General features: G+C 43.7%; 24 protein-coding genes and 1 other RNA gene. 15 read left to right on the top strand and 10 right to left on the bottom strand.

Translation table 11 applies throughout. The annotated features are described in order from the left end of the window. Window positions 1-103 precede the first annotated feature (103 nt). Complete coding sequence (locus tag AC1DWN_RS01020) at window positions 104-967, top strand: DUF92 domain-containing protein (protein ID WP_477557087.1); 864 nt, start codon at window positions 104-106, stop codon at window positions 965-967. A gap of 512 nt (window positions 968-1479) precedes the next feature. On the opposite strand, the gene pepF is transcribed toward AC1DWN_RS01020, so the two are convergent. The 3 genes from pepF to AC1DWN_RS01005 all read right to left on the bottom strand — a co-directional run bounded on the left by pepF (window position 1480) and on the right by AC1DWN_RS01005 (window position 4058). Continuing rightward, the gene (gene pepF, locus AC1DWN_RS01015) at window positions 1480-3270 is read right to left on the bottom strand and encodes an oligoendopeptidase F (protein ID WP_477557086.1); all 1791 of its coding nucleotides are present in this window, start codon (window positions 3268-3270) and stop codon (window positions 1480-1482) included. A gap of 195 nt (window positions 3271-3465) precedes the next feature. After that, window positions 3466-3648 (bottom strand): hypothetical protein, encoded by a 183-nt coding sequence (locus AC1DWN_RS01010; RefSeq protein WP_477557085.1) that lies wholly within the window; start codon window positions 3646-3648, stop codon window positions 3466-3468. A gap of 176 nt (window positions 3649-3824) precedes the next feature. Continuing rightward, window positions 3825-4058, bottom strand: coding sequence for a hypothetical protein (locus tag AC1DWN_RS01005; RefSeq protein WP_477557084.1), 234 nt, complete (start codon window positions 4056-4058; stop codon window positions 3825-3827). A 181-nt stretch (window positions 4059-4239) separates the two neighbouring features. On the opposite strand from AC1DWN_RS01005, the gene AC1DWN_RS01000 reads away from it, so the two are divergent. From AC1DWN_RS01000 to AC1DWN_RS00990, 3 genes are all read left to right on the top strand, one after another. Continuing rightward, window positions 4240-4941, top strand: coding sequence for a class I SAM-dependent methyltransferase (locus AC1DWN_RS01000; RefSeq protein WP_477557083.1), 702 nt, complete (start codon window positions 4240-4242; stop codon window positions 4939-4941). A gap of 77 nt (window positions 4942-5018) precedes the next feature. Then, window positions 5019-5216: a cold shock domain-containing protein gene (locus tag AC1DWN_RS00995; protein WP_475809461.1), complete on the top strand. Its 198-nt coding sequence runs from the start codon at window positions 5019-5021 to the stop codon at window positions 5214-5216. 241 nt (window positions 5217-5457) lie between these two features. After that, window positions 5458-6180 (top strand): YebC/PmpR family DNA-binding transcriptional regulator, encoded by a 723-nt coding sequence (locus tag AC1DWN_RS00990; protein ID WP_477557082.1) that lies wholly within the window; start codon window positions 5458-5460, stop codon window positions 6178-6180. A gap of 182 nt (window positions 6181-6362) precedes the next feature. Here the strand turns inward: AC1DWN_RS00990 and AC1DWN_RS00985 are convergent, their stop codons facing one another. Then, window positions 6363-7550, bottom strand: coding sequence for an MFS transporter (locus AC1DWN_RS00985; protein WP_477557081.1), 1188 nt, complete (start codon window positions 7548-7550; stop codon window positions 6363-6365). Window positions 7551-7687: 137 nt separating this feature from the next. On the opposite strand from AC1DWN_RS00985, the gene AC1DWN_RS00980 reads away from it, so the two are divergent. The 3 genes from AC1DWN_RS00980 (at window position 7688) to pfkA (ending at window position 10111) form a co-directional block, all read left to right on the top strand. Beyond that, on the top strand, window positions 7688-8005 hold the full coding sequence (locus AC1DWN_RS00980) for a hypothetical protein (protein ID WP_477557080.1): 318 nt from the start codon (window positions 7688-7690) through the stop codon (window positions 8003-8005). A gap of 79 nt (window positions 8006-8084) precedes the next feature. Beyond that, window positions 8085-9113: a tetraprenyl-beta-curcumene synthase family protein gene (locus AC1DWN_RS00975; protein WP_477557095.1), complete on the top strand. Its 1029-nt coding sequence runs from the start codon at window positions 8085-8087 to the stop codon at window positions 9111-9113. 29 nt (window positions 9114-9142) lie between these two features. After that, the gene (gene pfkA, locus AC1DWN_RS00970; RefSeq protein ID WP_477557079.1) at window positions 9143-10111 is read left to right on the top strand and encodes a 6-phosphofructokinase; all 969 of its coding nucleotides are present in this window, start codon (window positions 9143-9145) and stop codon (window positions 10109-10111) included. 122 nt (window positions 10112-10233) lie between these two features. Here the strand turns inward: pfkA and AC1DWN_RS00965 are convergent, their stop codons facing one another. The 3 genes from AC1DWN_RS00965 to AC1DWN_RS00955 form a co-directional block, all read right to left on the bottom strand. Next, window positions 10234-11430, bottom strand: coding sequence for a putative glycoside hydrolase (locus tag AC1DWN_RS00965; RefSeq protein WP_477557078.1), 1197 nt, complete (start codon window positions 11428-11430; stop codon window positions 10234-10236). 144 nt (window positions 11431-11574) lie between these two features. Further along, window positions 11575-11769: a hypothetical protein gene (locus tag AC1DWN_RS00960; RefSeq protein ID WP_477557077.1), complete on the bottom strand. Its 195-nt coding sequence runs from the start codon at window positions 11767-11769 to the stop codon at window positions 11575-11577. 137 nt (window positions 11770-11906) lie between these two features. Beyond that, entirely contained in the window at window positions 11907-12704 is a 798-nt protein-coding gene (locus tag AC1DWN_RS00955; RefSeq protein WP_477557094.1) for a YitT family protein, read from the bottom strand. 199 nt (window positions 12705-12903) lie between these two features. Between AC1DWN_RS00955 and cshA the strand changes: the two genes are divergently transcribed. From cshA to AC1DWN_RS00935, 4 genes are all read left to right on the top strand, one after another. Continuing rightward, window positions 12904-14526 carry a degradosome RNA helicase CshA gene (cshA, locus tag AC1DWN_RS00950; RefSeq protein WP_477557076.1) on the top strand — a complete coding sequence of 541 codons (1623 nt, stop codon included), beginning with the start codon at window positions 12904-12906 and terminating at the stop codon, window positions 14524-14526. A 252-nt stretch (window positions 14527-14778) separates the two neighbouring features. Then, window positions 14779-15585, top strand: coding sequence for a YesL family protein (locus tag AC1DWN_RS00945; protein ID WP_477557075.1), 807 nt, complete (start codon window positions 14779-14781; stop codon window positions 15583-15585). 47 nt (window positions 15586-15632) lie between these two features. After that, window positions 15633-15815: non-coding RNA, 6S RNA (gene ssrS / locus AC1DWN_RS00940), on the top strand. Window positions 15816-15928: 113 nt separating this feature from the next. Then, complete coding sequence (locus AC1DWN_RS00935; RefSeq protein WP_477557074.1) at window positions 15929-16312, top strand: DUF1499 domain-containing protein; 384 nt, start codon at window positions 15929-15931, stop codon at window positions 16310-16312. 86 nt (window positions 16313-16398) lie between these two features. Here AC1DWN_RS00935 and tpx read toward each other — a convergent pair whose 3' ends face one another. After that, window positions 16399-16917, bottom strand: a complete 519-nt coding sequence (gene tpx, locus AC1DWN_RS00930) for a thiol peroxidase (protein WP_477557073.1) — start codon at window positions 16915-16917, stop codon at window positions 16399-16401. A 105-nt stretch (window positions 16918-17022) separates the two neighbouring features. On the opposite strand from tpx, the gene AC1DWN_RS00925 reads away from it, so the two are divergent. Together AC1DWN_RS00925 and gltC are read left to right on the top strand one after the other, a co-directional pair. Next, entirely contained in the window at window positions 17023-17670 is a 648-nt protein-coding gene (locus AC1DWN_RS00925; protein WP_477557072.1) for a rhomboid family intramembrane serine protease, read from the top strand. Between the two features lie 33 nt (window positions 17671-17703). After that, window positions 17704-18600 (top strand): glutamate biosynthesis transcriptional regulator GltC, encoded by an 897-nt coding sequence (gene gltC / locus AC1DWN_RS00920; RefSeq protein ID WP_477557071.1) that lies wholly within the window; start codon window positions 17704-17706, stop codon window positions 18598-18600. A gap of 87 nt (window positions 18601-18687) precedes the next feature. On the opposite strand, the gene AC1DWN_RS00915 is transcribed toward gltC, so the two are convergent. Together AC1DWN_RS00915 and AC1DWN_RS00910 are read right to left on the bottom strand one after the other, a co-directional pair. Then, window positions 18688-19362 carry a zinc metallopeptidase gene (locus tag AC1DWN_RS00915; RefSeq protein WP_477557070.1) on the bottom strand — a complete coding sequence of 225 codons (675 nt, stop codon included), beginning with the start codon at window positions 19360-19362 and terminating at the stop codon, window positions 18688-18690. 29 nt (window positions 19363-19391) lie between these two features. Beyond that, a complete protein-coding gene (locus tag AC1DWN_RS00910) occupies window positions 19392-19832 on the bottom strand; it encodes a MerR family transcriptional regulator (protein WP_477557069.1) in 441 nt (146 codons plus the stop codon). A 374-nt stretch (window positions 19833-20206) separates the two neighbouring features. On the opposite strand from AC1DWN_RS00910, the gene AC1DWN_RS00905 reads away from it, so the two are divergent. Together AC1DWN_RS00905 and AC1DWN_RS00900 are read left to right on the top strand one after the other, a co-directional pair. Continuing rightward, window positions 20207-21559: an ammonium transporter gene (locus tag AC1DWN_RS00905; RefSeq protein WP_477557068.1), complete on the top strand. Its 1353-nt coding sequence runs from the start codon at window positions 20207-20209 to the stop codon at window positions 21557-21559. 43 nt (window positions 21560-21602) lie between these two features. Continuing rightward, entirely contained in the window at window positions 21603-22670 is a 1068-nt protein-coding gene (locus AC1DWN_RS00900) for a DUF294 nucleotidyltransferase-like domain-containing protein (RefSeq protein ID WP_477557067.1), read from the top strand. Window positions 22671-22685: the final 15 nt, after the last annotated feature.

Raw genomic sequence — 22685 nt, 5'->3', positions numbered from 1 at the left:
GTAAGAGAGAAAGTGAAAATGATTAAAGGAAATAGTAATAAGTTCCGTTCTTGTGAGTTTATATCGGTAAAGTATGCAGGAAAAGCAGGGGGTTGCTTGTTTAATGGTCGGAATAATTGAAGAGTGGTGGTTAAGGCTGATTGCTGGTTTACTTGGCAGCGGTCTTATTGCTGCGGTTGCATATAGAGCGCGTTCTTTGTCATTATCTGGGGCCTGTTCCGCCGTCATAATGGGGACAGGCTTTGCAACGCTGGGTACACCTGTATGGTTTGCGGTGTTAATTGGATTTTTCGCATCATCTACGCTTTGGTCGAAGTGGAAGAAGAGACACCGTGCAAAAATATCCGCCGAAGCGAAATATGAAAAAACGGGCAGGCGCGATGCCGGCCAAGTATGGGCTAATGGAGGCGCAGGGTTGCTGCTCTGCGCTGCCCATGCTATATGGCCCGATCAGGGGTGGCTGTTCGCGTTCATCGGCGTAATGGCCGCTGTGAACGCTGATACATGGGCCACGGAGATCGGGGCACTTAGCAAAACGGCTCCGCGCTCCATTACGAGCGGAAAGCCGGTGGTTGCAGGAACGAGCGGCGGAGTCACGCCGCTCGGCAGCGCAGCAGCGCTTGCAGGCGCCGTGTTCATTGGCGCCGTTGCCGCGCTGCTGCTGGCTGCCCCGCAGCTTGCAGCTGCTGCGGGTATGCCAAGCGGCGGAGCCGCTGCGGCGGCATACATCGCCGCTGCGGCCGCCGCAGGCCTGGCCGGTGCCTTCGCCGATTCTCTGCTCGGCGCAACCGGCCAGGCCATGTACCGCTGCCGGATATGCGGCAGCGAGACAGAGCGCGCCGCGCATTGCGACAGCGCGGCAGAGCGAGTGCGAGGCTTCGCCTGGCTGAACAACGACAGGGTGAATCTTCTGTCGTCTCTCTTCGCAGGCCTGCTCGCCTGGGCAATCGGCGCTCTGCTATTGTAGCTCACGCTAAAGCAATAGCAGGGCAAAGTAGCTAGCCTGTTCGGTCTCCAACAAACGTAGAAATCCAGACCTAAATAACCCATTAAGCTCCAAAACCGGGCTTACAGCTCACAAGCTAATCAAAAAATGAGCTGTAAACCTCGAAACAATGCTTACAGCGGCCATTTTTCTGTTTTGACCGGTGGAAATTGATCTGAGAGCTCGAAAATCGAGCTTACAGCCCGCAATCTAATCAAAAACGGAGCTGTAAGCCTGAAAACGAGGCTTAAAGCTCTGTTGCATCGGCTTCTACTAGTTGATTATGCATTGAAAGCCATGTACATAGTACATAAATCCCCGTTACTTTTACAAGCGATTCGTTATAAACTTTGTCAGTAAGCACTCCTAAATCACAACAAAAAAAGCCGAACAGTATGAACCACACTGTTCGGCTTTCATAATAAGTGTCCCATTCCGAATAAGGGTTACCCCAGTTTCCCCGTTTGGAACTAGAACAAGTACAAGACCTGAGACTACTTCGTCAATTGTTCCATCTGACCAATCAGCTCTTCGAATACGCTCATCGCTTGTTCAATCGGCTCTGGTGAAGACATGTCAACACCGGCCTTCTTCAAAATATTAATTGAGAAGTCGCTGCCGCCGCTTTTCAAAAACCCGAGATAACGGTCGACCGCAGGCGCGCCTTCTTCTAAAATTTGTTTCGCGAAGCTTGTCGCGGCCGAGAAACCAGTCGCGTATTTGTATACGTAGAAACTGTTGTAGAAATGGGGGATACGTGCCCATTCCATTTCAATTTCTTTGTCAATAACCATGTCAGAACCGTAGTACTTCACATTCAAATCATAATAAATTTTGCTAAGCTCTTGCGGTGTTAATGACTCGCCTTCCTCTGTACGCTCATGGATGATTTTCTCAAACTCGGCGAACATCGTTTGACGGAATACAGTCGTCCGGAATTGATCTGCATAGTAAGTAAGCAAATACATTTTTTCCTTTGGATCAGTTGACTTATTAAGCATATAATCCATTAAAAGCGCCTCGTTCAACGTAGAAGCAACCTCTGCTAGAAAAATCGTATACTGCGCATCGCGATAGTTTTGGTTCGTATCCGAATAGTACGAATGGAGCGCATGACCCATTTCATGTGTCAGCGTGAACATGCTGTTCAAGTTGTCTTTATGGTTCAGTAGCACATAAGGGTGGGTGCCGTAAGCGCCCCAGCTGTAAGCGCCGCTGCGTTTTCCTTCGTTCTCATACACATCGATCCAGCCATTATCGAAACCATCCTGCAAAACATTCAAATAATCCTCGCCAAGCGGCTTCAAGCTCTCGCTAACTGTTTTCTTAGCTTCTTCGTACGTAATGTCCATCTTGAATTCGTCAACTAGCGGCGCAAACAAGTCGTACATATGAAGCTCATCTAAGCCAAGCAGTTTTTTGCGGAGCTTCATGTATCTATGCATAAGTGGAAGATGATCGTGAATCGTGTCAATCAGATTCGTATAAACTTCCTTAGGAATATTATCGCCATACAGCGACATATCCAGAACGGAATCATATTTACGAGCGTTAGCATAAAAAACATTTTTCGTAACATTTGCGTTCAACGTGGAACCGATTGTGTTTTTCAGCTTGCCATATGTGTCGTACATCGTGAGGAAGGCATCACGGCGAACATCCTGGTTTTTACTTTCAAGAAACTGTATGTAACGGCCTTGTGTGAGCTCGACTTCTTCGCCGTCCTCGTTTTTAACCTTAGGAAACTTAAGATCCGCATTGTTCAACATATTGAAAATAGTACTTGGAGAGGAGCTGATATTGCCGACCTGAGCAAGCAGTGCTTCTTCATTTTTGGACAAAATGTGTGCCTTTTGGCGACGCATTTCTTCAAGGGTGTGGCGGAATTTAGCTAGGGACTCATTTGAAATTAACGAATCCAACGCTTCATCGGAGAGGCTAAGCACCTCGGGAGTGATATAGGATAAAGCTTCGCCTGTTTCAACACTAAGCTTTTTCGATTTGTCCGAAAGTGCTTGATAGGTAGGCTCTGCTGTATCTTCGTGATGCTTCATATTTGCATAAACATATAGACGCTCAACATGCTGGGAAAGTGTATCTTCCAGCTCAAAGCACTCTTTTAGCTGATTAACGTCAGCAAGCTTTCCTTGGTAGGAAGCGACTTTTTTGATGAGTTCTTTGGACTCTTTAAATTCCTTGTCCCATGCAGCTTGGTTTTCAAACAAATCTACAAGCTTCCAGCGGCTCTCTTGAGCGGATTCTGAACGTTTCGGTACGTTATTCATCGAAATCCTCCTTGATATGGATAAGGTTGTTGATGCATACGAGCTATTCACTTCTGCAAGATTTGAGGCAACAGCAGCTGGTAAGAGACTTATTGCGAGCAGCAAGGACATCCATTTCATTCCAAAATCACCTCTGTGACACAGTTTTAATTACTATGTCCCAGAGGAAGTCCTATTATGCTGCTGCAATTAAGTTTAAGCAGTCCCCATTGTGAAAAATGCGTACACGATAAGGAAAAATGCAAAAGCGATAAACGCAATTGAAACAAGGGCTAAACCGCGGCGTAAACCGGGAGGTAGTGTATCTCGTTTCATAATAACGATCGCTCCAAGCGAGAAAGCTGCAATAATAAAAATAATTGATGCAGTTGCGTCCATTGCGTCTGTGAAGCCTCCTAAAAAGAAACATAGTTCCAATACTTGAATGAGCCTTTGAACGGTATTAAGCGCAGCACGCTTACTTTACCTGCATATCGTTTCATATGCGCGCTCATGTAACGATATGTTCGCCCCTTAGGACAATATTTCCTGCTAACTTCAAAGGAATATAGGTTTTATACAGACTTGAGTGCGCTAATAATTGCTTCACGCTCTTCCTCGCGACCTACATAATCCGCTTCACGGAAGCGACCATTTGCCCAGTGAAGCATTTCGGGTCTACTAATGAACGTATGAGTGTCTTCGCCCCATTGATCGGATATTTCTCTTACAATTAGTGTCTTGCCTTGTACTTCAACCGTCAGCATATTGTAATTGTCGGTTTTGTAAATTTCGTGTTTTTTAAACATTTGTTATTTCCACCTTTTGAATATTAATTTATGGTATTGTTATCATCATAGCCATTATGCGGGCTGTAATCAATACAAGCCGGTAAGATGAAGGCTTATATTAGCACTAGGCTAGATAGGATTTGCTAAGTTTTTCTAAGAATTGATGAGATTAGCTGAGATGAGACGAGGAGAGATGAGCATGAGTACACAGCGCTATGAACAGATTGGTGTCGCTATGACATGCAGAAGCTACGAAGAGTATGTAAGGATGTTCGATTTAACAGAGGCCGTGCTGAAAGAAGGCAGGGTGCTTGACGTTGCAGCAGGCGGTTCGTCATTTACAGCGGAAGCAAATGCAAGAGGCTATTCAGTAATTGCAGTAGACCCCAGATATGATGCGGATGTTAAGCAATGGATTGAAGAAGCAACGGAAGAGATTACAACTTCGACAGCCAAGCTTGCTAAGCTGGAAGATTCCTTTGATTGGAGCTATTATGGCTCGTTGGAGAGTCATCGTGCTGGTCGTGAGAAGTCAATCGCTTTATTTAAAGAGCATGTGTTAAGCGGTGATGGTTCGAGCAGCTATGTTTATGGTAAATTGCCGGAGCTTCCTTTTCCTGATAATCATTTTTCGCTGGTGCTGTGCAGCCATTTTATGTTTTTGTATGCTAACCAATTCGGACTAGAATTTCATATACAAGCGATAAAAGAACTGATGAGAGTTTGCAAGCCTAACGGAGAAATTTGTATTTATCCGCTCATTTCATTAAATTGGGAGCCATATCCTGAGCTTGAGCAGCTTTTAGAACGGATTAGGGTAGACGGGGGAACAGCAGAACTGATGCAATCTCGACTCCCTTTTATTCCTACATCTGACCAATACTTACGAATTTTACTGTAATTGATTTTGTGTTTCGGGGAGAATATAATATGGCTATTCGTCGTTCAAACGACGATCATTTTTAGGAGGGTGTTCAATTGAAAGGAACAGTTAAATGGTTTAACGCGGAAAAAGGCTACGGTTTTATTCAAACGGAAAACCAAGAGGATGTATTCGTACATTTCTCCGCTATTCAAGGCGAAGGGTTTAAATCGCTGGATGAAGGCCAGGCGGTTGAATTTGATATTACTGAGGGAAACCGCGGTGCGCAAGCGGAAAACGTAACTAAACTATAAGGAAAAGATAAAATTGGTTGTAAAGAAGGGTTTCCTGGTGACAGGAGCCCTTTTTGCTTTTTTAATAGATAAGAATTTATAAGTTCCACTTATARATTCTTATCTATCTACGCGAAACGAACGTATACGCCGCCAAGGACGGCGACAGCCGTTTACGCTTGTGATCCAGATGTTTCATTGACCGACACCCTTTTTTTCTGATAAAATGATGCATGGAATCTTTGTCAGGGGAGCGAGCATAATGAAGTTTAAATTGTTCAAGGACCGTAAAGGAAAGGCCGATCAGGCTAAAAATAACAAGTTTGTAAAACTCGGACGTGAAATTTACGTTCAAGCGCGCAGAGGCGGGCCTAATCCGGACGCAAACTTCGGTTTGAAAACGGCTATTGCGAACGCTAGAGCGGAGCAAATGCCCAATGACAACATTGAGCGTGCAATTAAGAAAGCTGCTGGCGCCGGTGACGGAGTAGAGTATGAAGAAATTATGTATGAGGGTTATGGGCCGGGCGGTGTAGCCATTATGGTCAAGTGCTTGACTGACAATCGTAATCGTACTGCGGCTGACGTTCGTTCTGCGTTCAATAAGCGTGGAGGCAACATGGGTGAGAGTGGTTGTGTAGGTTATATGTTTGATCATAAAGGATTGCTTGTTGTGGATCGCGAGACTTTCGAGACCGATGAGGATACGATGATGATGGTCGCATTGGAAGCAGGCGCTGAGGATGTTGTTGTGAATGACGATAGTTTCGAGATTTTATCTCATCCGCATGAGTTTGAACAGGTGAAAACAGCCTTGGAAGGTGAAGGCTATGCTTTTGTGAATGCTGGTGTGAGATGGCTGCCGCAAAACGTCATCAAAGTAGAGGGCGAGAACGCCGATAAGCTGCTCAAAATGATGGATGCATTCGAGGATAGTGACGATGTTCAGGACGTTTACTCGAACTTTGAATTAATCGAAGATTAATAGAGGGCGGAAGGTAAGGGCTGTCCGCCATATGCAGTTTGTAAGCACGATAATCGCGCTTACAACAAGCTAATCGCCAGCTTAATCATAAAAAATGAAGCTGTAAGCATCGATATGACGCTTACAGCTTCATTTTTTAATCATTTTTTTAGACAGTAAGCTTAAGTTGTTATTAACTATCATCATTGATTAGAACGGCTAAAGTAATAGCGCGACAGAAAGCCAGCAGCGGCGAGAAAAGCTAAAGCAGAGCCAATCTTGAAGAAGGCTTCACGACCCAAATGCTGAAACACGTATCCGCCAAGCGTACCGCTTATAACGCCCGCTAGACCAGTCCATACAACCGCATAGAGGGCTTGTCCCGAAGCGCGATATTCATCAGGAATGAGATGGGTTAGGTACCGCAGTGTAGTTGAGAAATAGATGCCGAAAGATATGCTGTGCATCGCCTGGGTTGCAATTACCCAGCGAGGGTCCTGAATATCACTTAGTATCCATAGTCTCACAGCATACATGATAGAAGCGATCATCAGGAGTGGAAGTTCCTTAAATTTATGACCATACTTGCCGAGTAGAAACAATATAGGTATTTCACTTAATGCAGATACGAGCCAAGCAAGTCCAACTAACGAATTACTAGCACCCATTTGATGCATCGTAACCGCAAGAAAGCCTTCGTACATGCGATGCGGAATGGAGATCGTAAGCACGATTAGGAAGAATAGCGCAACCTCTCGCTGCCTGATGAGCTTGAAAAATCCGGAAAATTCTATTTTGCGACTACTTCCTTGATAATCTCTTAGAAAAGTTGTAATGCATAACGTAATTGCAATTGTTGCAAGCGAGAGCGGGAGCGTCCACTCAGAACCGATCTGCTTGAGGAGTAGGCCGGATGTATAGGCGGTTACTGCAAAGCCAAGCGAACCGAAAATTCGGATGAGCGCATAAGGGGTACCCGTGTATTGGCTGGATAACAGAATTAGGCTGTCACTTAGTGGGTTAAGGGGTGTTTGAAAAAAATAAAAGCCCATCATAACCAAGCATACGAGTCCAAAATGCTCAATGGGGAACAACAATGAAATCATGACCAGCTGACCAAACAAAAGTAATAAAAGCAGTTTTTTGATCGTTCTGTACCTATCACTAACCAAGCCTAAAATAATATTTGCAAAAATCGAAATAGAGGGACCTATCGAATAAATAATACCAATCTGTTGCTCGGAAAATCCTCTATCGAGAAAGTAAAGCGGTATAAAGGATATAACCATGGCAGCGGTAGAATAAGCGGAAAAGCTGTAAAGACGCAGTGCCATCGTCTCTTTTCGAGCGGAGGCCGACCGCTTAGGAGAAGATGTGCTTGATGTGTCCAACGTTTGGTATTCACCCCATATCTATTCAAAAAAAATAATATGCTAAACAGTATAGCATGATTTAACAATCGCTCCAATGAGATTTCAAGCTGGATTATTACGAGTTGAAATGGTACATTTATGTTTGGAGGTTCACAATGGGAGCGTATCGTTTTGTTTGGAGTGAACGGCTTCGTATTTGTTTGCCGGTTCTCGAAACGGCTTGGGAGCATTACGAACCAGCAGAGCAGATGGCAATTGTTGAGCAGTGGGAGCTTATGCGCGGGACAATTCCAGACCGTGTCATGGAGTTTGAACAAATTATTAATGTAAAGCAAGCTCAGTTATTTGAAGAAGAAAGCTTTGAGCAATCTTGTATATTAAACTATGATATTGCCGATTATGCGAGTCGAATAAATGATTTGCATATTTGGTATCGCATTGATCAGCAGATTGAATCACGTTGGCATTCATGAACATGATTTTGAGGAGGGATGCGTCGTGAGGTTAACGACTCTATCCAGCAGCAGGGTGCCCAATAATCCATTTAAGCTCATGCATCGTGTATATAAATATGTGCTTCCCGAAGTGAATAAAGAGCTGGAACAGCATCGTTACTTCGCGGATCGGATTCCTGATGCTGAGCTACGTGCTCAAGCGCTTGATAGTATGAACAGCAAGAAGTTTCATTGTCAGGGTGGAGGTGTGTACGCTGCCGCTAACCTGGAAAACAGGCATATACTTATCCCGCTTATCGTAGCGCTTCAAACCATCAGTGATTATCTAGACAATCTGTGTGATCGAAGCACCTCGCTTGATCCGGAAGATTTTCGTTTGCTGCATCAATCTATGTTGGATGCTGTCAATCCCGAAGCGAAGCTTCAGGATTATTACGCGTTTCGTTGTGAAAAGGACGATGGAGGTTACTTGCATCATCTAGTAACAACCTGTCAGACCCAGATTGTAAAGCTCTCATCCTATAACAGTGTGAAAAAACATGTCATAGAGCTGGTAACACTTTATGGCGATTTGCAGGTGTATAAGCACATTCGTAAAGAATTGCGCGAGTCACAGCTGCAGGCTTGGTGGGAATCACATAGGGATGCTTATCCCAATCTGCAATGGAATGAGTTTGCGGCAGCAACAGGCTCAACACTTGGGATGTTTATGTTATTTCTAGCAGCTAGCGAGGAAAACTTGTCTATACAGGATGCTGCGTCAATTAAAAATATTTATTTTCCGCATGTATGCGGTCTACATATATTGCTTGATTACCTAATCGATCAAGAAGAAGATCACGCAGGCGGAGATTTAAACTTTTGTAATTATTATGATAATGATAGTTTGCTTGTTGAGCGTCTCGGCACCATAGTGAATCGGGCGCGGGAGGATGTCAAACAGCTACCTGCCTCCCGCTTTCATCGTTTGATTATTGAAGGGCTATTAGCCTTATATTTGTCGGACCCAAAGGTTCGCCATCAGGCGGATGTACGCGATGTTTCACGGAAGCTTATGAAGAACAGTCCGCTAACGCGTCTGTTTTTTCTCATAAACAGCATCTGGATTCGAAAACAACAGGCTTAATATAAACAAACAATTTGGAGGAATGTACCATGTCTGAAGTCAAATCAATAGCAGTTATGACAAGCGGAGGAGATTCGCAAGGTATGAACGCAGCTGTCCGTGCTGTAGTGCGAAGCGCGTTATTTTATGGATTAGAAGTGTACGGTATACAGAGAGGCTATCAAGGGCTTCTTAATGATGATTTGCGTCCTATGGATTTACGGAGTGTAGGCGATATTATTCAACGCGGCGGAACGATTTTGCAAACAGCTAGATGCAAAGAGTTTATGACAGCAGAGGGGCAACAGCGCGGTGCAGATGTGCTTCGAGCAAGAGGTATTGACGGTCTGGTCGTAATTGGCGGCGATGGTTCATATCATGGAGCTAACAAGCTAAGTAAGCTTGGTATCAAGACAATGACGCTTCCCGGAACGATTGATAATGATATACCTTTCACTGATTTCACAATAGGCTTTGATACAGCCGTAAGCATAGTAGTTGATGCTATTAATAAAATCCGGGATACGATGTCTTCACACGAGCGTTCATCGATCGTTGAGGTTATGGGTAGACATTGCGGAGATATTGCGCTGCATGCTGGTCTAGCGAGCGGTGCGGAAACGATTCTCGTACCTGAGGTTCCATTCGAGCTTAATGAGGTTGCAGATCGGATGAAGACGAACTTTGCTAAAGGAAAACGCCACAGTATTATTGTTGTTGCTGAAGGTGCAGGTAAAGGCGAAGAGGTTGCGAAACAAATTACATCTAGATGTGACATTGAACCTCGTGTTACTGTGCTTGGTCATATTCAGCGCGGTGGAACACCGACTGCGATTGACCGCATTTTAGCAAGTAAACTTGGGGATTTTGCTGTAAGACAGCTTATGGCTGGCGATTCCGGCAAAGCTTGCGGCGTCATAAAAGGCGAACTGGTAACGACTGATATTGAAGTGGTTGTTAACGCTAAGAAGCCATTTAATATGGATATGTATGATTTGGCACTACGTCTATCTCAGTAAGCTATTACTCCTCGAACAATTCCAAGAAGACTCCGTTTTTGTTTCACTATTATGTACAAAGAAAAACCGTCCAGACTCGCGCTATAAGCGAGTGCAGACGGTTTTTTTGTTGTTAATGCTAGTTACTTATATGTGACATCAGCTGTGTATTTGTTACCGGCGTTCCACAATAAATACTCAAAAACGTTTGTGTCGTTTAAAGCTTTGATTTGCGCTTCAACCTCGGTTTTTCCATATTTAGTGAAATGACCTTTACCTAGCCAACTTGCAGTGAAGTCCTGAATCCAAGGACGGATAATGGGTTTGAAATCACCTGTAGGATCCAGCTTCTTATGAGTGTCAGTCATTGCTCCTTTGATTGTTTCGTAAGGGCTTAAGTCAGGGGCTTTCTGCTTAAACCATCCCGTACTATAATGACTCGGGTAAATCATCGGTGAAATAACGTGAACATTATTCGATATTTTGACGAAATCTTGACCAATTCCCTCTGCAGTAGGGACGGATGCCGCATAGCCGAATATGTCCACGGATACGCGGACACCAAGTGGCTCGAGCTGCTCTCTCGCGTATTCGACGAAGCCGGCAATCGCATCGACGCGGCTTAATTCTGTTGTGTTAAAGGTTAGCGATGCTGCTTTGTTCTCGAATCCTTCCGGGAAACGTACATAATCGAATTGGATTTCTTTGAAGCCAAGCATTGCTGCTTCCTTCGCTACAGCAATGTTATAATCCCAAACCTCTTTACGGTATGGATTTACGAAGCTTTCACCGCGTCCATTTTTCCACACTGTGCCGTCAGGTTTGAGAAACGATAATTCTGGTTGTTTTAACGCAAGGACGGTATCCTTGAAAACAACAAGACGCGCAATCGGATAAATACTATGCTTTTTGAGTGTAGACATAAGCTCACTGATATCACGAATGTACTTTTTTGGTGTGCCAATTTCCAATAATTCAGGTGTCGTAGTAGGGTATGTAATGTAACCGTTATCATCCTTGATATCGATAACCATACTGTTAAGCTCTGTGTCATCCAGCAATTTCAATAATGACTCCATTCGAGCACCGCCGGCGCTATGTGCCGTTACATAGATGCCTTTGACGATTGGCGCGTTCGGCTGCGGATCTTTCTTAATAGATGAAGCCCCATTAGCTCCTTCGCCAACATCGCTTCGTGAGGCTGAAGTTGGTTGTATAATGGTTTGACCGGCTGCGGCATTCACGTATGAAATCGCAAGCTGTTTAGCTGCCGCACTGTCTCCTCCGCTACCAGTGAGCAAGTTACATAGCAGCAGTATTGTCGAAATAATGATGTCCATTTTGACCACTCCCCAGTAAGCTATTCATAACAGATTATAAGACAGATTGCGTGACTGGGTCATCATTTATTTTTGAAATCGTACAAAAAGCCAGTCGAATTAGTCTCGACTGGCGCAAGGGTAATCGGTATATCCCTGATATTGTCACTGTAATAAAGCTTCTCTTTGCTGAGTGCAAATGCTGTGCTGTACAATTTCCATTGCGTCAGCAGGCTCTAGTAAAGCAAGACCGTCGCGAAGCACGATGCTAATGTCCCTTTCGTGTTTCGTAAGAAAAGGACTAAGCTCTGGGACAAGCTTTTCTACAATTTGTGACAATTTGACCGTTTCCATATCCATTGAGCATCACCCTTCCATCATATTGTTAAGGGGAAATCATATGGCAAGAAACCAAAACTACGGGATAGACTTATTATAGCAGGATCGTTTTCAAAAACATAGGGACACCCTATAAAATCCATGTTTGCCGTATCTAGCTATTCCTTAGGTTTTGAAAAGTCGCCGATTACACCTACGGTCTCAACGATGTTGATGAAAGCTTTTGGATCGATGGATATAATTGTTTTACTTAGATCGGCTAATTCGTATCGTGTTCTAACAGTCATTAGCATATCGCGCTCGCTAGAGGAGTATGCTCCTCGTGTTTTGATTATCGTAATTCCTCTAGGGTGTGTGAGAAGTTTAGAGAGGAGTTCTTCCGTTTTAGTCGTAATGATGAATGCTGTTACTTTATTATGTCTAACATGCACGAGATCTATTATTTTTCCTGCAGAGAAAATGGCTACTAATGAGTACAAAGCAGCATTCCAGTTTTTCAAATACAGGATAAGAACAGCGATGACAATTCCATTCAATAAGAAAATAATCATGCCAATCGGTAAGTCCCGTCTCCGGGTCACTATAGATGCGATAATATCGAATCCGCCGGTTGAACCGCCAAAACGGAGTGTTAACCCGCTGCCGAACCCTATAATAATTCCGCCGAATACAGCTCCAAGCACAATGTCATCAGCAATTTTAATTACAGGAATGAACTGAAGGAACAAGGTAGATGCTATTACCGAATAGATGCTCCAAACAATAAAACGGTGACCTACTACGAACCAGCCCCAAATAAGGACAGGTAAGTTTAAAACAAAGAATAAAGTCGCTATGTTTCCTCCGGTAATATATCCGATCATCATGGAAATACCGGAAATGCCGCCGGCTAACAGCTGATGTGGAATGAGGAACAAATTGAAACCAAGTGCCACCAGAAAAGCACCTGCTGTCATGATGGGCAATGTGATCAAATACCGCTGTGAGTAGGGGTTCAAATTAATCGCTCCAATGCAATCTGAGTTGTAAAGATTGGTTCATTTTGTCATGAGTAGTATGGCTTTAATTGCATTGCTGGTATTCACGAATGATTCTGTGCTATAATGTTTTAGATATTCTTAAGTAAGTTGCAGATAAAAGGAGTTTGAGAAAAGTTTGAAAACATTTGCTGAATTTGGCTTGGAACCAAAAGTGTTACAAGCAATTACCGAACTTGGTTTCGAGGAATCCACCCCGATCCAAGACAAAGCGATCCCTATTGCTATGGACGGAACAGATTTAATCGGCCAAGCACAAACGGGTACAGGAAAGACAGCGGCATTCGGAATTCCGCTCATTAACAAAATTCCGACAAGCGAGGAACGCATTGTCGCATTAATAATGACGCCAACCCGTGAACTCGCTATTCAAGTGGCTGAGGAAATTGGGAAGCTATCACGTTTTAAAGGAATTCGTTCCTTGCCAATCTATGGTGGACAAGAAATTGGCCGTCAGATCCGTGCATTGAAAAAGAAGCCGCAAATTATTATTGGTACACCAGGGCGTTTGCTTGATCACATCAACCGTAAGACGATTCGTCTTGAAGATGTACAAACTGTTATCTTGGATGAAGCGGATGAAATGCTTGACATGGGTTTCATGGAAGATATTCAATCTATCCTAAAGCAAGTGCCTGAAGAGCGTCACACGATGCTGTTCTCCGCTACTATGCCGATTAACATTCAGAAGCTTGCTCAGCAATTTCTGAAAAATCCGCAGCACATCTCAGTTATGCCTAAAGAGATTACTGCACCGCTTATCGAACAATTCTATATCGAAGTGCATGAGCGTCAGAAGTTTGAAGCTCTTAGCCGTTTGCTCGACATGGAATCACCTGAGCTAGCTATTATCTTCGGCCGTACTAAGCGTCGGGTTGATGAGCTAAGCGAAGCGCTTCAAAAACGTGGTTACACAGCTGATGGCTTGCATGGTGATTTGTCGCAGAACCAACGTGACAGCGTAATGCGTAAATTCCGTGACGGCAGCATTGATGTATTGGTAGCAACAGACGTTGCTGCACGTGGTCTAGATGTTTCCGGCGTAACACATGTTATCAACTTTGACCTTCCGCAAGATCCTGAAAGCTATGTTCACCGTATCGGTCGTACTGGCCGCGCAGGTAAAGAAGGTACAGCTTGGTCTTTCGTAACGCCTCGTGAAACGGATCACCTTCATTTCATCGAGAAAATTACTCGCCAGAAAATGAACCGCAAGCCGCTTCCAAGCATTGCTGAGGCCATTGAAGGCAAGCAACGCATAACGGCTGAACGTTTGCTCGAAGTTGTACAAAATGAAGAGTTCTCAGAATACAAAGCGATTTCCATTCAATTGCTGGAGCAATACGACTCCGTGCACTTGCTATCGGCAGCTATTAAATTGCTGACAGGCGAGAAGAAAAATGTTGAAATCGAATTGACTCCTGAAGATCCACTTCGTGCGAAGAAACGTAGACCGGACGTACGTTCGAGTGGACGTCCATTCAATCGCAGCGGCGGCTCTTCTTCATACGGCGGCAACCGCAGCAGCAGCACTGGTGGTAGCAGCAGCGGCGGCGGATATCGCGGACGCGATGACCGCCGTAGCAGCGGCAGCAGCACTGGCGGCAGCTCACGCGGCGGGTACGAATCACGCGGCGCAAGCGGCGGCAGCAGCGGCGGATATGGCGGCAAGAGAAGCAGTGAAGGACGCAGCAGCAGCAGCCGTCCTAAGAGTTCCACTGACGGATTCTCGAATAATTAACAAATAAACCGAGGAAGTCCGTGATGCCTTACGGGCATCCGGGCCTCTTCGGTTCTTTTATTTTATCCGTTAACTAAATCTGTTAACTAGTAAGATGCAGACCTACTTATAATAACAAGAAATACAGACATAACGAGAATGGAACCTGCAGAGAATGAATACATCGCAGTCTGCGCTGTTCATGCAGACGGTTATATAATCTTTGCAAGCTAGTCTGGTGGGCGTAATCTTACTATACTGGAGGCAGATCAGATGGAACCAAGAGGGCTAATGGGTGGGTTTTACCGTATTTCCGAGTGGATAATGCGATTAGCAGTAATTAATGTTTTGTGGTTGATTTGTTCTGTGCCATTCGTATTCTTTGGTGCAACTTTGTTGCTTTCTGGCGGCACCGGTACGGATGCGCAAATACTCAGTCAGATATACATGACACTTATTATTATGGCAATTGTCGCTCCATTTACTTTGTTTCCAGCTACTGCAGCAATGTTTGCAGTTGCTCGTAAATGGGTAATGGGAGAAACGGATGTATCTTTGTTTAAGACGTTTTTCAAAGGTTATAAGGAAAACTATAAACAGAGTATGATAGGCGGATTGCTTTACACGGTACTGCTAGCCATCATGGTCGTAGATTTTATTGTTTATCGTGAACAATTAAACTTATTATCATACATTTTCATCGCCTTTCTAGTACTGTTAATCGTATCGCTGTTTAATTTTTTCTCTATGCTTGTCCACTATCATATGAAAACGTTTCAATTGCTTAAAAATGCTTTGCTTATTACAATAGGTAAACCTTTCCGTTCTTTATCAACCGCTTTAATGAGTGGAGCGGTCGTATATTTTAGTACGAAGTTTACTTTTCTAATTCCATTCTTCATGGGCAGTATAATTGCTTATCTAGCATTCTGGAACTTCCATTTAATTTATACGAAACTCCAGGATCAAGCAGAGAAAGCTCGTTTAGCTGAGGAAGAAGAAGCGGAGCAAGCAGAACAAGCTGCTGAAATAGACCGAATCGATTTAGTGAAAAGCGATTCGAGCAACTCCAATAAATAACTGCGAACATAAGTTTACTTTTCTTGATGTTCAGTCTATAATAACTATACCTCCTGCGATGTTCGTTGCGGCTTTACGCTGTTTTGAACCAATGGCTGTTTCACGGGAGACCAAAATCGAAACGTAGCTGACATGCCCCCGAAAGGGGATCTCAAAAGCGGTTCTGCGGTCACCCACCTGCGTAAGCGGGTTCAGAAACATGTGAGTCGGACGGCATAGGCGGGTACTTATTTTATAATCAAGAGCATTTACTGGTTAAATCCAGTAAATGCTCTTTTTTCATGGGACAAATCATGGTATCATATAGAGTAATGTACATAGATTCCGGAGGGGGAGATCGTTGGTGTTGAAGCGGACCTTGATCGGGTTGCTGCGCAGTCACGAACAGACTGGAGACAGGGCTAAGGATCCAATGCTCAAATCGCATTTCTACAAGCTGTCTAGAGAGAAAGCTTGGGATGAAGTGGTTTCGACTCTTAAGAAGATTCAAGGCTATAAGATATTGCACGAGGTTCAATCAGTTGGAGAAATTGTGCTTGAGAAGCGTACCGCATTTGGAAGAACGATGGACATTACTGTATCCGTCATAAGTGTTACACCATTACAGTCAGCGGTTGATATCTACTCTGCATCACGCGGCTCGCTTGGGGATCTTGGATCTAACTACAGAGTGATTTTGGACCTCTATCGTACGCTCGATAAGAAGCTTGCGGCATTCAAAGTGTGATTCGAATAAATAAACAAAGCGAGGAAGGATGTCCTTCACTCGCTTTGTTTGCAATATTAGAGTATTAAGGTTCTGGAATTAGGGAATTATACGAGCGCCTGGGCAGCGTTTATCGCTTGCTCATAGTTAGGATGCTCTGTCATTTCAGTTAAGTATTCAATATATTGAATCTTATCGTCAGCATCAAGTACAAAGATCGCGCGATGATCAAGACCGAATTCTTTGATATACACGCCATAAGATTCTCCGAAGCTATGTGCTTTGTAATCAGAAAGCAAGACTACCTTGTCGATACCGGCAGCACCGCACCAGCGTGCTTGTGCGAATGGCGTGTCTACACTTACAGTAAGGATAACGACGTTATCTCCTAGTGCTCCAGCAGCTTCATTGAAACGGCGAGTTTGTGCATCACATACGCCAGTGTCGATAGAAGGTACTACACTAATTAATTTAACTTTACCGGAGTAATCTTTCAAAGAAGCGGTTTCCAGCAGTGATTTGTTCAAATTGAAATCCGGAGCTTGGTCTCCAACTTTCAATTCAGGTCCAACTAATGTGATTGGGTTGCCTTTAAAAGTGGCAGCACCATTACGTTCTTGTGTCATGTGTAAACTTCCTCCTCTTATTTGATTGGTCGATACCAGATTAATTATAATCGTAATGAAATGACATTGTCCAATTGTTGAGGGGAAAAAATAGGGGGCAATTTAATGATCTTCTTAAGATATGAAAGTTTTCGCTCATATTTGCGGCTGTATCCAGTGACGTCTGCGTTGATAGCCTTGAATATCGCTTATTATATTGTAATCGTTTGGAATGGCAGTTCAAACAATACAGGGCATTTGGTAGAATTTGGGGCTTTTGTTACGAAGTGGCCAGAAGACCCTTATGGAATGTTCCAGCCATGGAGATATATAACTTCGATGTTTATGCACAGTGGTATAGATCATATTCTCTATAATATGTTTGCTTTACTCGTGTTTGCTCCACCTCTGGAGCGGTTAATGAGATCTCTGAAATATGCGATTTTTTATTTACTATGTGGCGTAGCAGGCAATGCAATGAGTGCTTTAGTAAATGTGATAGGGCATGATCCTTCTTGGAATATAGGTGTGGGAGCCTCAGGGGCTATCTATGGCATTTACGGTGCCTATCTGTATCTTTCGTTATTCAGAAAGTCGCGGCTTGATGAGGGCTCGCGTAAAACGGTATATACGATTTTGATTTTTGGTGTTATCTATTCCTTTGTTGTGCCAGGTATTGGGGTATGGGCGCATATAGGGGGGGGTATTGCTGGCTTCTTGCTTTACAGCATACTTGAACGAAGTAATGTACGGAAGCAACGGTATCGAAACTAAAACTACTTGTCGACGGGAGAGAAACGAACCGTTATGGAACTTCGTCAGCTTTATTATTTTGTTAGAGTTGCAAGGAAAGAACATGTAACAAAGGCTGCGGAAGAACTGCATGTTGCACAATCGGCGGTTAGTCGCCAAATTCATCAGCTCGAGGAAGAGCTTGGTGTTAAGTTATTTGCTCAGAAGGGTAGAAATCTTCAGCTAACACCTGTTGGTCAGCTATTTCTCAAGAGGGCTGAAGTCATTTTGTCTGATTTAGAGCGCGCGGTGATTGAGATCCATGAATTTCTTGATCCTGAGAAGGGTGAGATTAGACTTGGATTTCCGCATAGCTTAGGCACCTCATTGATTCCGCAGGTAGTTGCCGCATTCCGCAAGCAGCATCCAAATGTAAAGTTTAGATTCAAGCAAGGGATGTATCCATCGCTTATTAGAGATATGGTTAAAGGCGAGATTGATCTGGCGTTTATATCTCCGTTTCCGGATGATCATGAATTTGTCTGCGGCGAAGTGGTTTTGACAGAGGAGTTATATGCCATATTGCCTCCTGGACATCACTTATCTTTGAAAGAATCCATTGAATTAAATGAATTGGAAAATGAGACGTTTGTATTGTTCAGCGAAGGCTACTCATTGAGACCTATTGTGTGGGAAGCTTGTCGAGAGGCTGGTTTTACACCGAAAATTGGTTTTGAAGGTGAGGAGACTGATACGATCCGTGGATTAGTTGCTGCGGGAATGGGTGTAAGTTTGCTGCCAGAAATGGCACTGCATTATACAGGGCCTTTGCAACCGGCAAAAGTTCGTGTAACTAATCCTCATGTAACGCGCACAATAGGACTTATACAACGTTCTAACGAGAAGCTGCCATTGGTAGCCAAAGTATTCCATGGTTTCTTGATTCGTTACTTTCAGGATCGAATGAAGTAATCGCTCATAATAGAAAGAGCAGCTCCGATTGGTCGATTACTGACCGGTCGGAGCTGCTCTTTCTTTGCTTTTTGCAACGGTTGTGCATTAATCTCGATTGTTTAAAAAAATCATAATGTATCGAATTAGCTCGAGTAAGGATAAGAGGGCTGCTGCAACGTAAGTTAAAGCTGCTGCATTCAGTACCTTAGCTACGCCGCGTTCTTCATTATTAGTAATGAATCCTTCAGATATCATCAAGTCACGTGCGCGATTGCTAGCGTTAAACTCGACAGGAAGTGTAATCAACTGAAATGCTACCGCTACTGAGAAGAAAATAACGCCTAGACCGATTAGATTTACAGCAGAGAATAAAAAACCACCGATAAATAAGAAAGGGGCTATGCCCGATGCGAAATTGACGACTGGGAAAATGCGATGACGCAGCACAAGCATGGGATAATGCTCAGCATGTTGAATGGCATGACCGATCTCGTGACAAGCAACGGAAATGGCGGATATTGATTTTTGGTAATACACAGGCTCCGATAAACGCACTACCCGGTGAATGGGGTCGTAATGGTCAGTCAGTGTACCTCGTACCGGTTCGATTTGTATATCGTGCAGCCCATTAGAGTCGAGCATTCTTCTCGCTGCTTCGTAGCCAGTTAGACCACTGTTTGCTTCGACCTTTGTCCATTTATTGAATGTACCCTTGACTCGAAATTGTGCCCAAATCGTTAGTATGAATGCCAGTATAGTAAGAGCGTAAATAATAATCATCGAATCATTCCTCCATTATGGTGTAATCGTTACATTAGATTCCCTTTGTTAATGAGCAGCATGATAGCCTCGATACAAGCAGCCGTTTGAGGCATTAGACGCGTATATAAATGATTGGCTTGGCGTGGCTTCAAGTTTTGGATAACGGGCTCTAATTCCTTCACTTCACGCTCAAGCTGACTTAGATGAAGCTGTAAATCCGTCAGCTTACGAGAAAGTTGCTCCTCTTGGGTTAATTTGCTCCAGCTGTTCAATTGAGCCTTAATCTCATCTAATGTATATTTATCTTTTTTCATCTCTTCAATACGTTCCAAGCGTACCAAAGTTTCATGTGCATATAATCGATAGTTCTTGTCAGAACGCGTAGCTGGTGCAATTAAACCAAGTGAGGTGTAATAATCAATTGTCCTTGGATTAATCGATGCAAGCTTAGAAAGCTCCCCGATTCGATACATTAATATATTCTCCATCCGATCACCTTCCTTCCATAACAAATACTAACTTACATTATAAGAAAAAATATCTCTATACTACTCATGATAATAGGAAGTAACCATACAGTCAAACGTCATACATGACTATGTTACTAGAAAGCGAGTGTTTTATGAGAATTGGGACAAAATCGTTTAGAAAAGCTAAAATGCGAAGGTTGTGTCCTTGTGGATAGCATATTGATGTATGAATTATCAAAAATCTTAACGTTCGTGTTAGATTTCATGCCGAACGTTAGATTTTTTTTTGAAAAAATTATGAAAATGTATTGTCAAATCAAACATTATTGACTATAATGACATTAAGTCTTTCGCAATGTGTTAGATAATATAACATATAGGGAGTGGTCGTGATGTTCAAGAAAACGATGTTAGGTTTATGTGGTTTGACACTTTTGTTCCCTACAATGGTATTCGCAGAGGATCCATCAAATGCAACTTTGAACATGGGTCTGGACGCGCTTTGGGTTATGCTATCTTTTATCTTAGTTCTACTTATGCAAGCTGGATTTATTCTTCTGGAAGCCGGCTCTACTCGAATGAAAAACGCAGGCCATGTAGCAGGTAAAACAATTTTCACTACAGGCTTAGCTGTACTTATCTATTGGGCTTTCGGTTACGGCTTCTCATTTAGCGGTGATCATGCATTTTTTGGCTGGGGCAACTTCTTCTTCGATCCAGCACGTACTTCTGTAGAAAATGGCTTGCCGAGTTCGATTCACTTCTTATTCCAATTAGCATTCGCGGCAGTTTCGCTTTCCATCGCATGGGGTGGCTTCGCAGAACGCGCAAAGCTTTCGTCTTACATTGTATTTACGGTATTTTTCGTAGCTATTATTTATCCTACAGTTGCTCACTGGATCTGGGGCGGAGGATGGCTTGCTAAAGACGGTGCACAAGATTTCGCAGGCTCCACTGTCGTTCATTTAACAGGTGCACTTGCAGCTTTTGCGGCAACAGTGCTGCTTAAACCTCGTATTGGCAGATTTAATAAAGATGGCTCAGCAAACGAAATTTTAGGGCATAACCAAGTGTTTACAGCACTATCCGTTTTACTCTTATGGGTGGGTTGGTTTGGTTTCAACGCTGGCTCCACAGTAATGATCGGTGACGGATTCTTCGGATATGTAGCATTTAATACGATGCTTGGAGCAGGTGCGGGTGGAGTTGCAGCGCTGCTTATTTCCTGGGCAGTATCAGGTAAAGCTGATATTACAACCATGCTAAACGGTACACTGGCAGGTCTTGTTGCCATCACGGCGTCTTGTGCATTCGTTGATCCATGGGCAGCGGTTGTTATCGGTCTAGTAGCTGGAGTGCTTGTATTCTACAGCACGAAGTTTTTTGAGAAAATTAGAGTCGATGATCCAATCTACGCAATGTCCGTTCACGGAGCTGCAGGTATTTGGGGTACTCTTGCTAATGGTATTTTTGCAACACAAGCTTTGGCTGACAAAGTGGGTGTAGGTACTGGTGGTTTGATCGATACTGGCAGCTGGAAGCAATTATGGGTGCAATTTGAATCTGTAGTTGTAGTAGGTGCATTTGTACTCGCAGCGTCGTTCCTAATTCTAGGACTTATGAAACTTGTTATGGGCTTCCGCGTAACGGAAGAACAAGAAATTGTTGGTCTTGATCTAAGCGAGCATGGTACTTACGGCTATCCAGAGCAAATGAAAAAGTCTGGACAAAACTTGCAAAGCTAATTAATCTGACAATAATGGAGTGACCGAGGGGAGAGCGCTTAGCATGAGTGATCCGGTACGGTTGCAGTTACTGAAGCAGATTAGTTCAACTGATCATGTTGAAGGGTTGCGCAGCTTGCGGGATCAAGCACACGAACATATGGAAGCTCTTCTGTGCTCGCATCCGGTTGAACAATTTAATGAACAATTGAATGAGGTCTATGACGCGGTCATTAATCGCGCGATTATCCTCGGAGAAGCGGATATGGCACGGATGGGGAGGGGTTCTCCTCCCGTGCCTTATGCGTATATATTGTTTGGCAGCGGTGGGCGGGAAGAGCAGACATTGTCTAGTGATCAAGACAGCGGAGTTGTCTATGAGGATCCAGTGTCTGATCCGGAGGAAGTTCAGAAATATTTTATGGAATTGTGTAAGCATATTGTCAATTATTTAGAAAAAGTAGGCTACCCGCGATGTGAAGGTAATGTGCTTAGTGATAATTCGGAATGGTGCTTATCATTATCAGCGTGGAGTGCGAAGTTGAACGCTTGGTTCGAGGAGCCAACTTGGGAGGCCGTTCGTTATCTGTTAATCGTTGCAGACGGGCGCTGTATTTATGGAGAAAAGCAGCTCATGGATTCGCTGAAGGATCTCTTTTTTACCGATACGCTTAATCATTCGATTATTGTGCGTCGTATGCTTGAAAATACAATGAGGCATAAAGTGCTGTTAGGAATATTTGGTCAATTATTGAAGGAGCAATACGGTGAGGATGCGGGCAGCTTAGACATTAAATATGGAGCTTATATTCCAATGGTGAACGCTATTCGTCTGTTTTCCATTCAAACGGGTATTCGGGAAACTTCAACGCTGGAACGGATTAGGCGACTTGTTCAGCTTGGTAAAATGTCCGCGGGAGATGCGGCGATTTATGAGCAAGCTTTTCGATTGTTTCTGCGTCTGAGGCTTATGACGACGGAGCAGAGGGAAGAAGGCTTGTATGCAAACAACGGCAAGCTTGCGAGTAATAAGCTTACGAAAGAATTGACCGATGAGTTAAAAAGCAGTCTGCGACTAGGCAAGAAGCTGCAACGTGCGGTATTCAAGCAAACAATGGGCAGGCTTACGTAAGGCGGTGGTACTTCG

The organism is Paenibacillus sp. P4_A7, from assembly GCF_056402455.1.
Note: the sequence above shows the minus strand (reverse complement) of the source record. Positions and strands in the feature narration are given on the sequence as shown.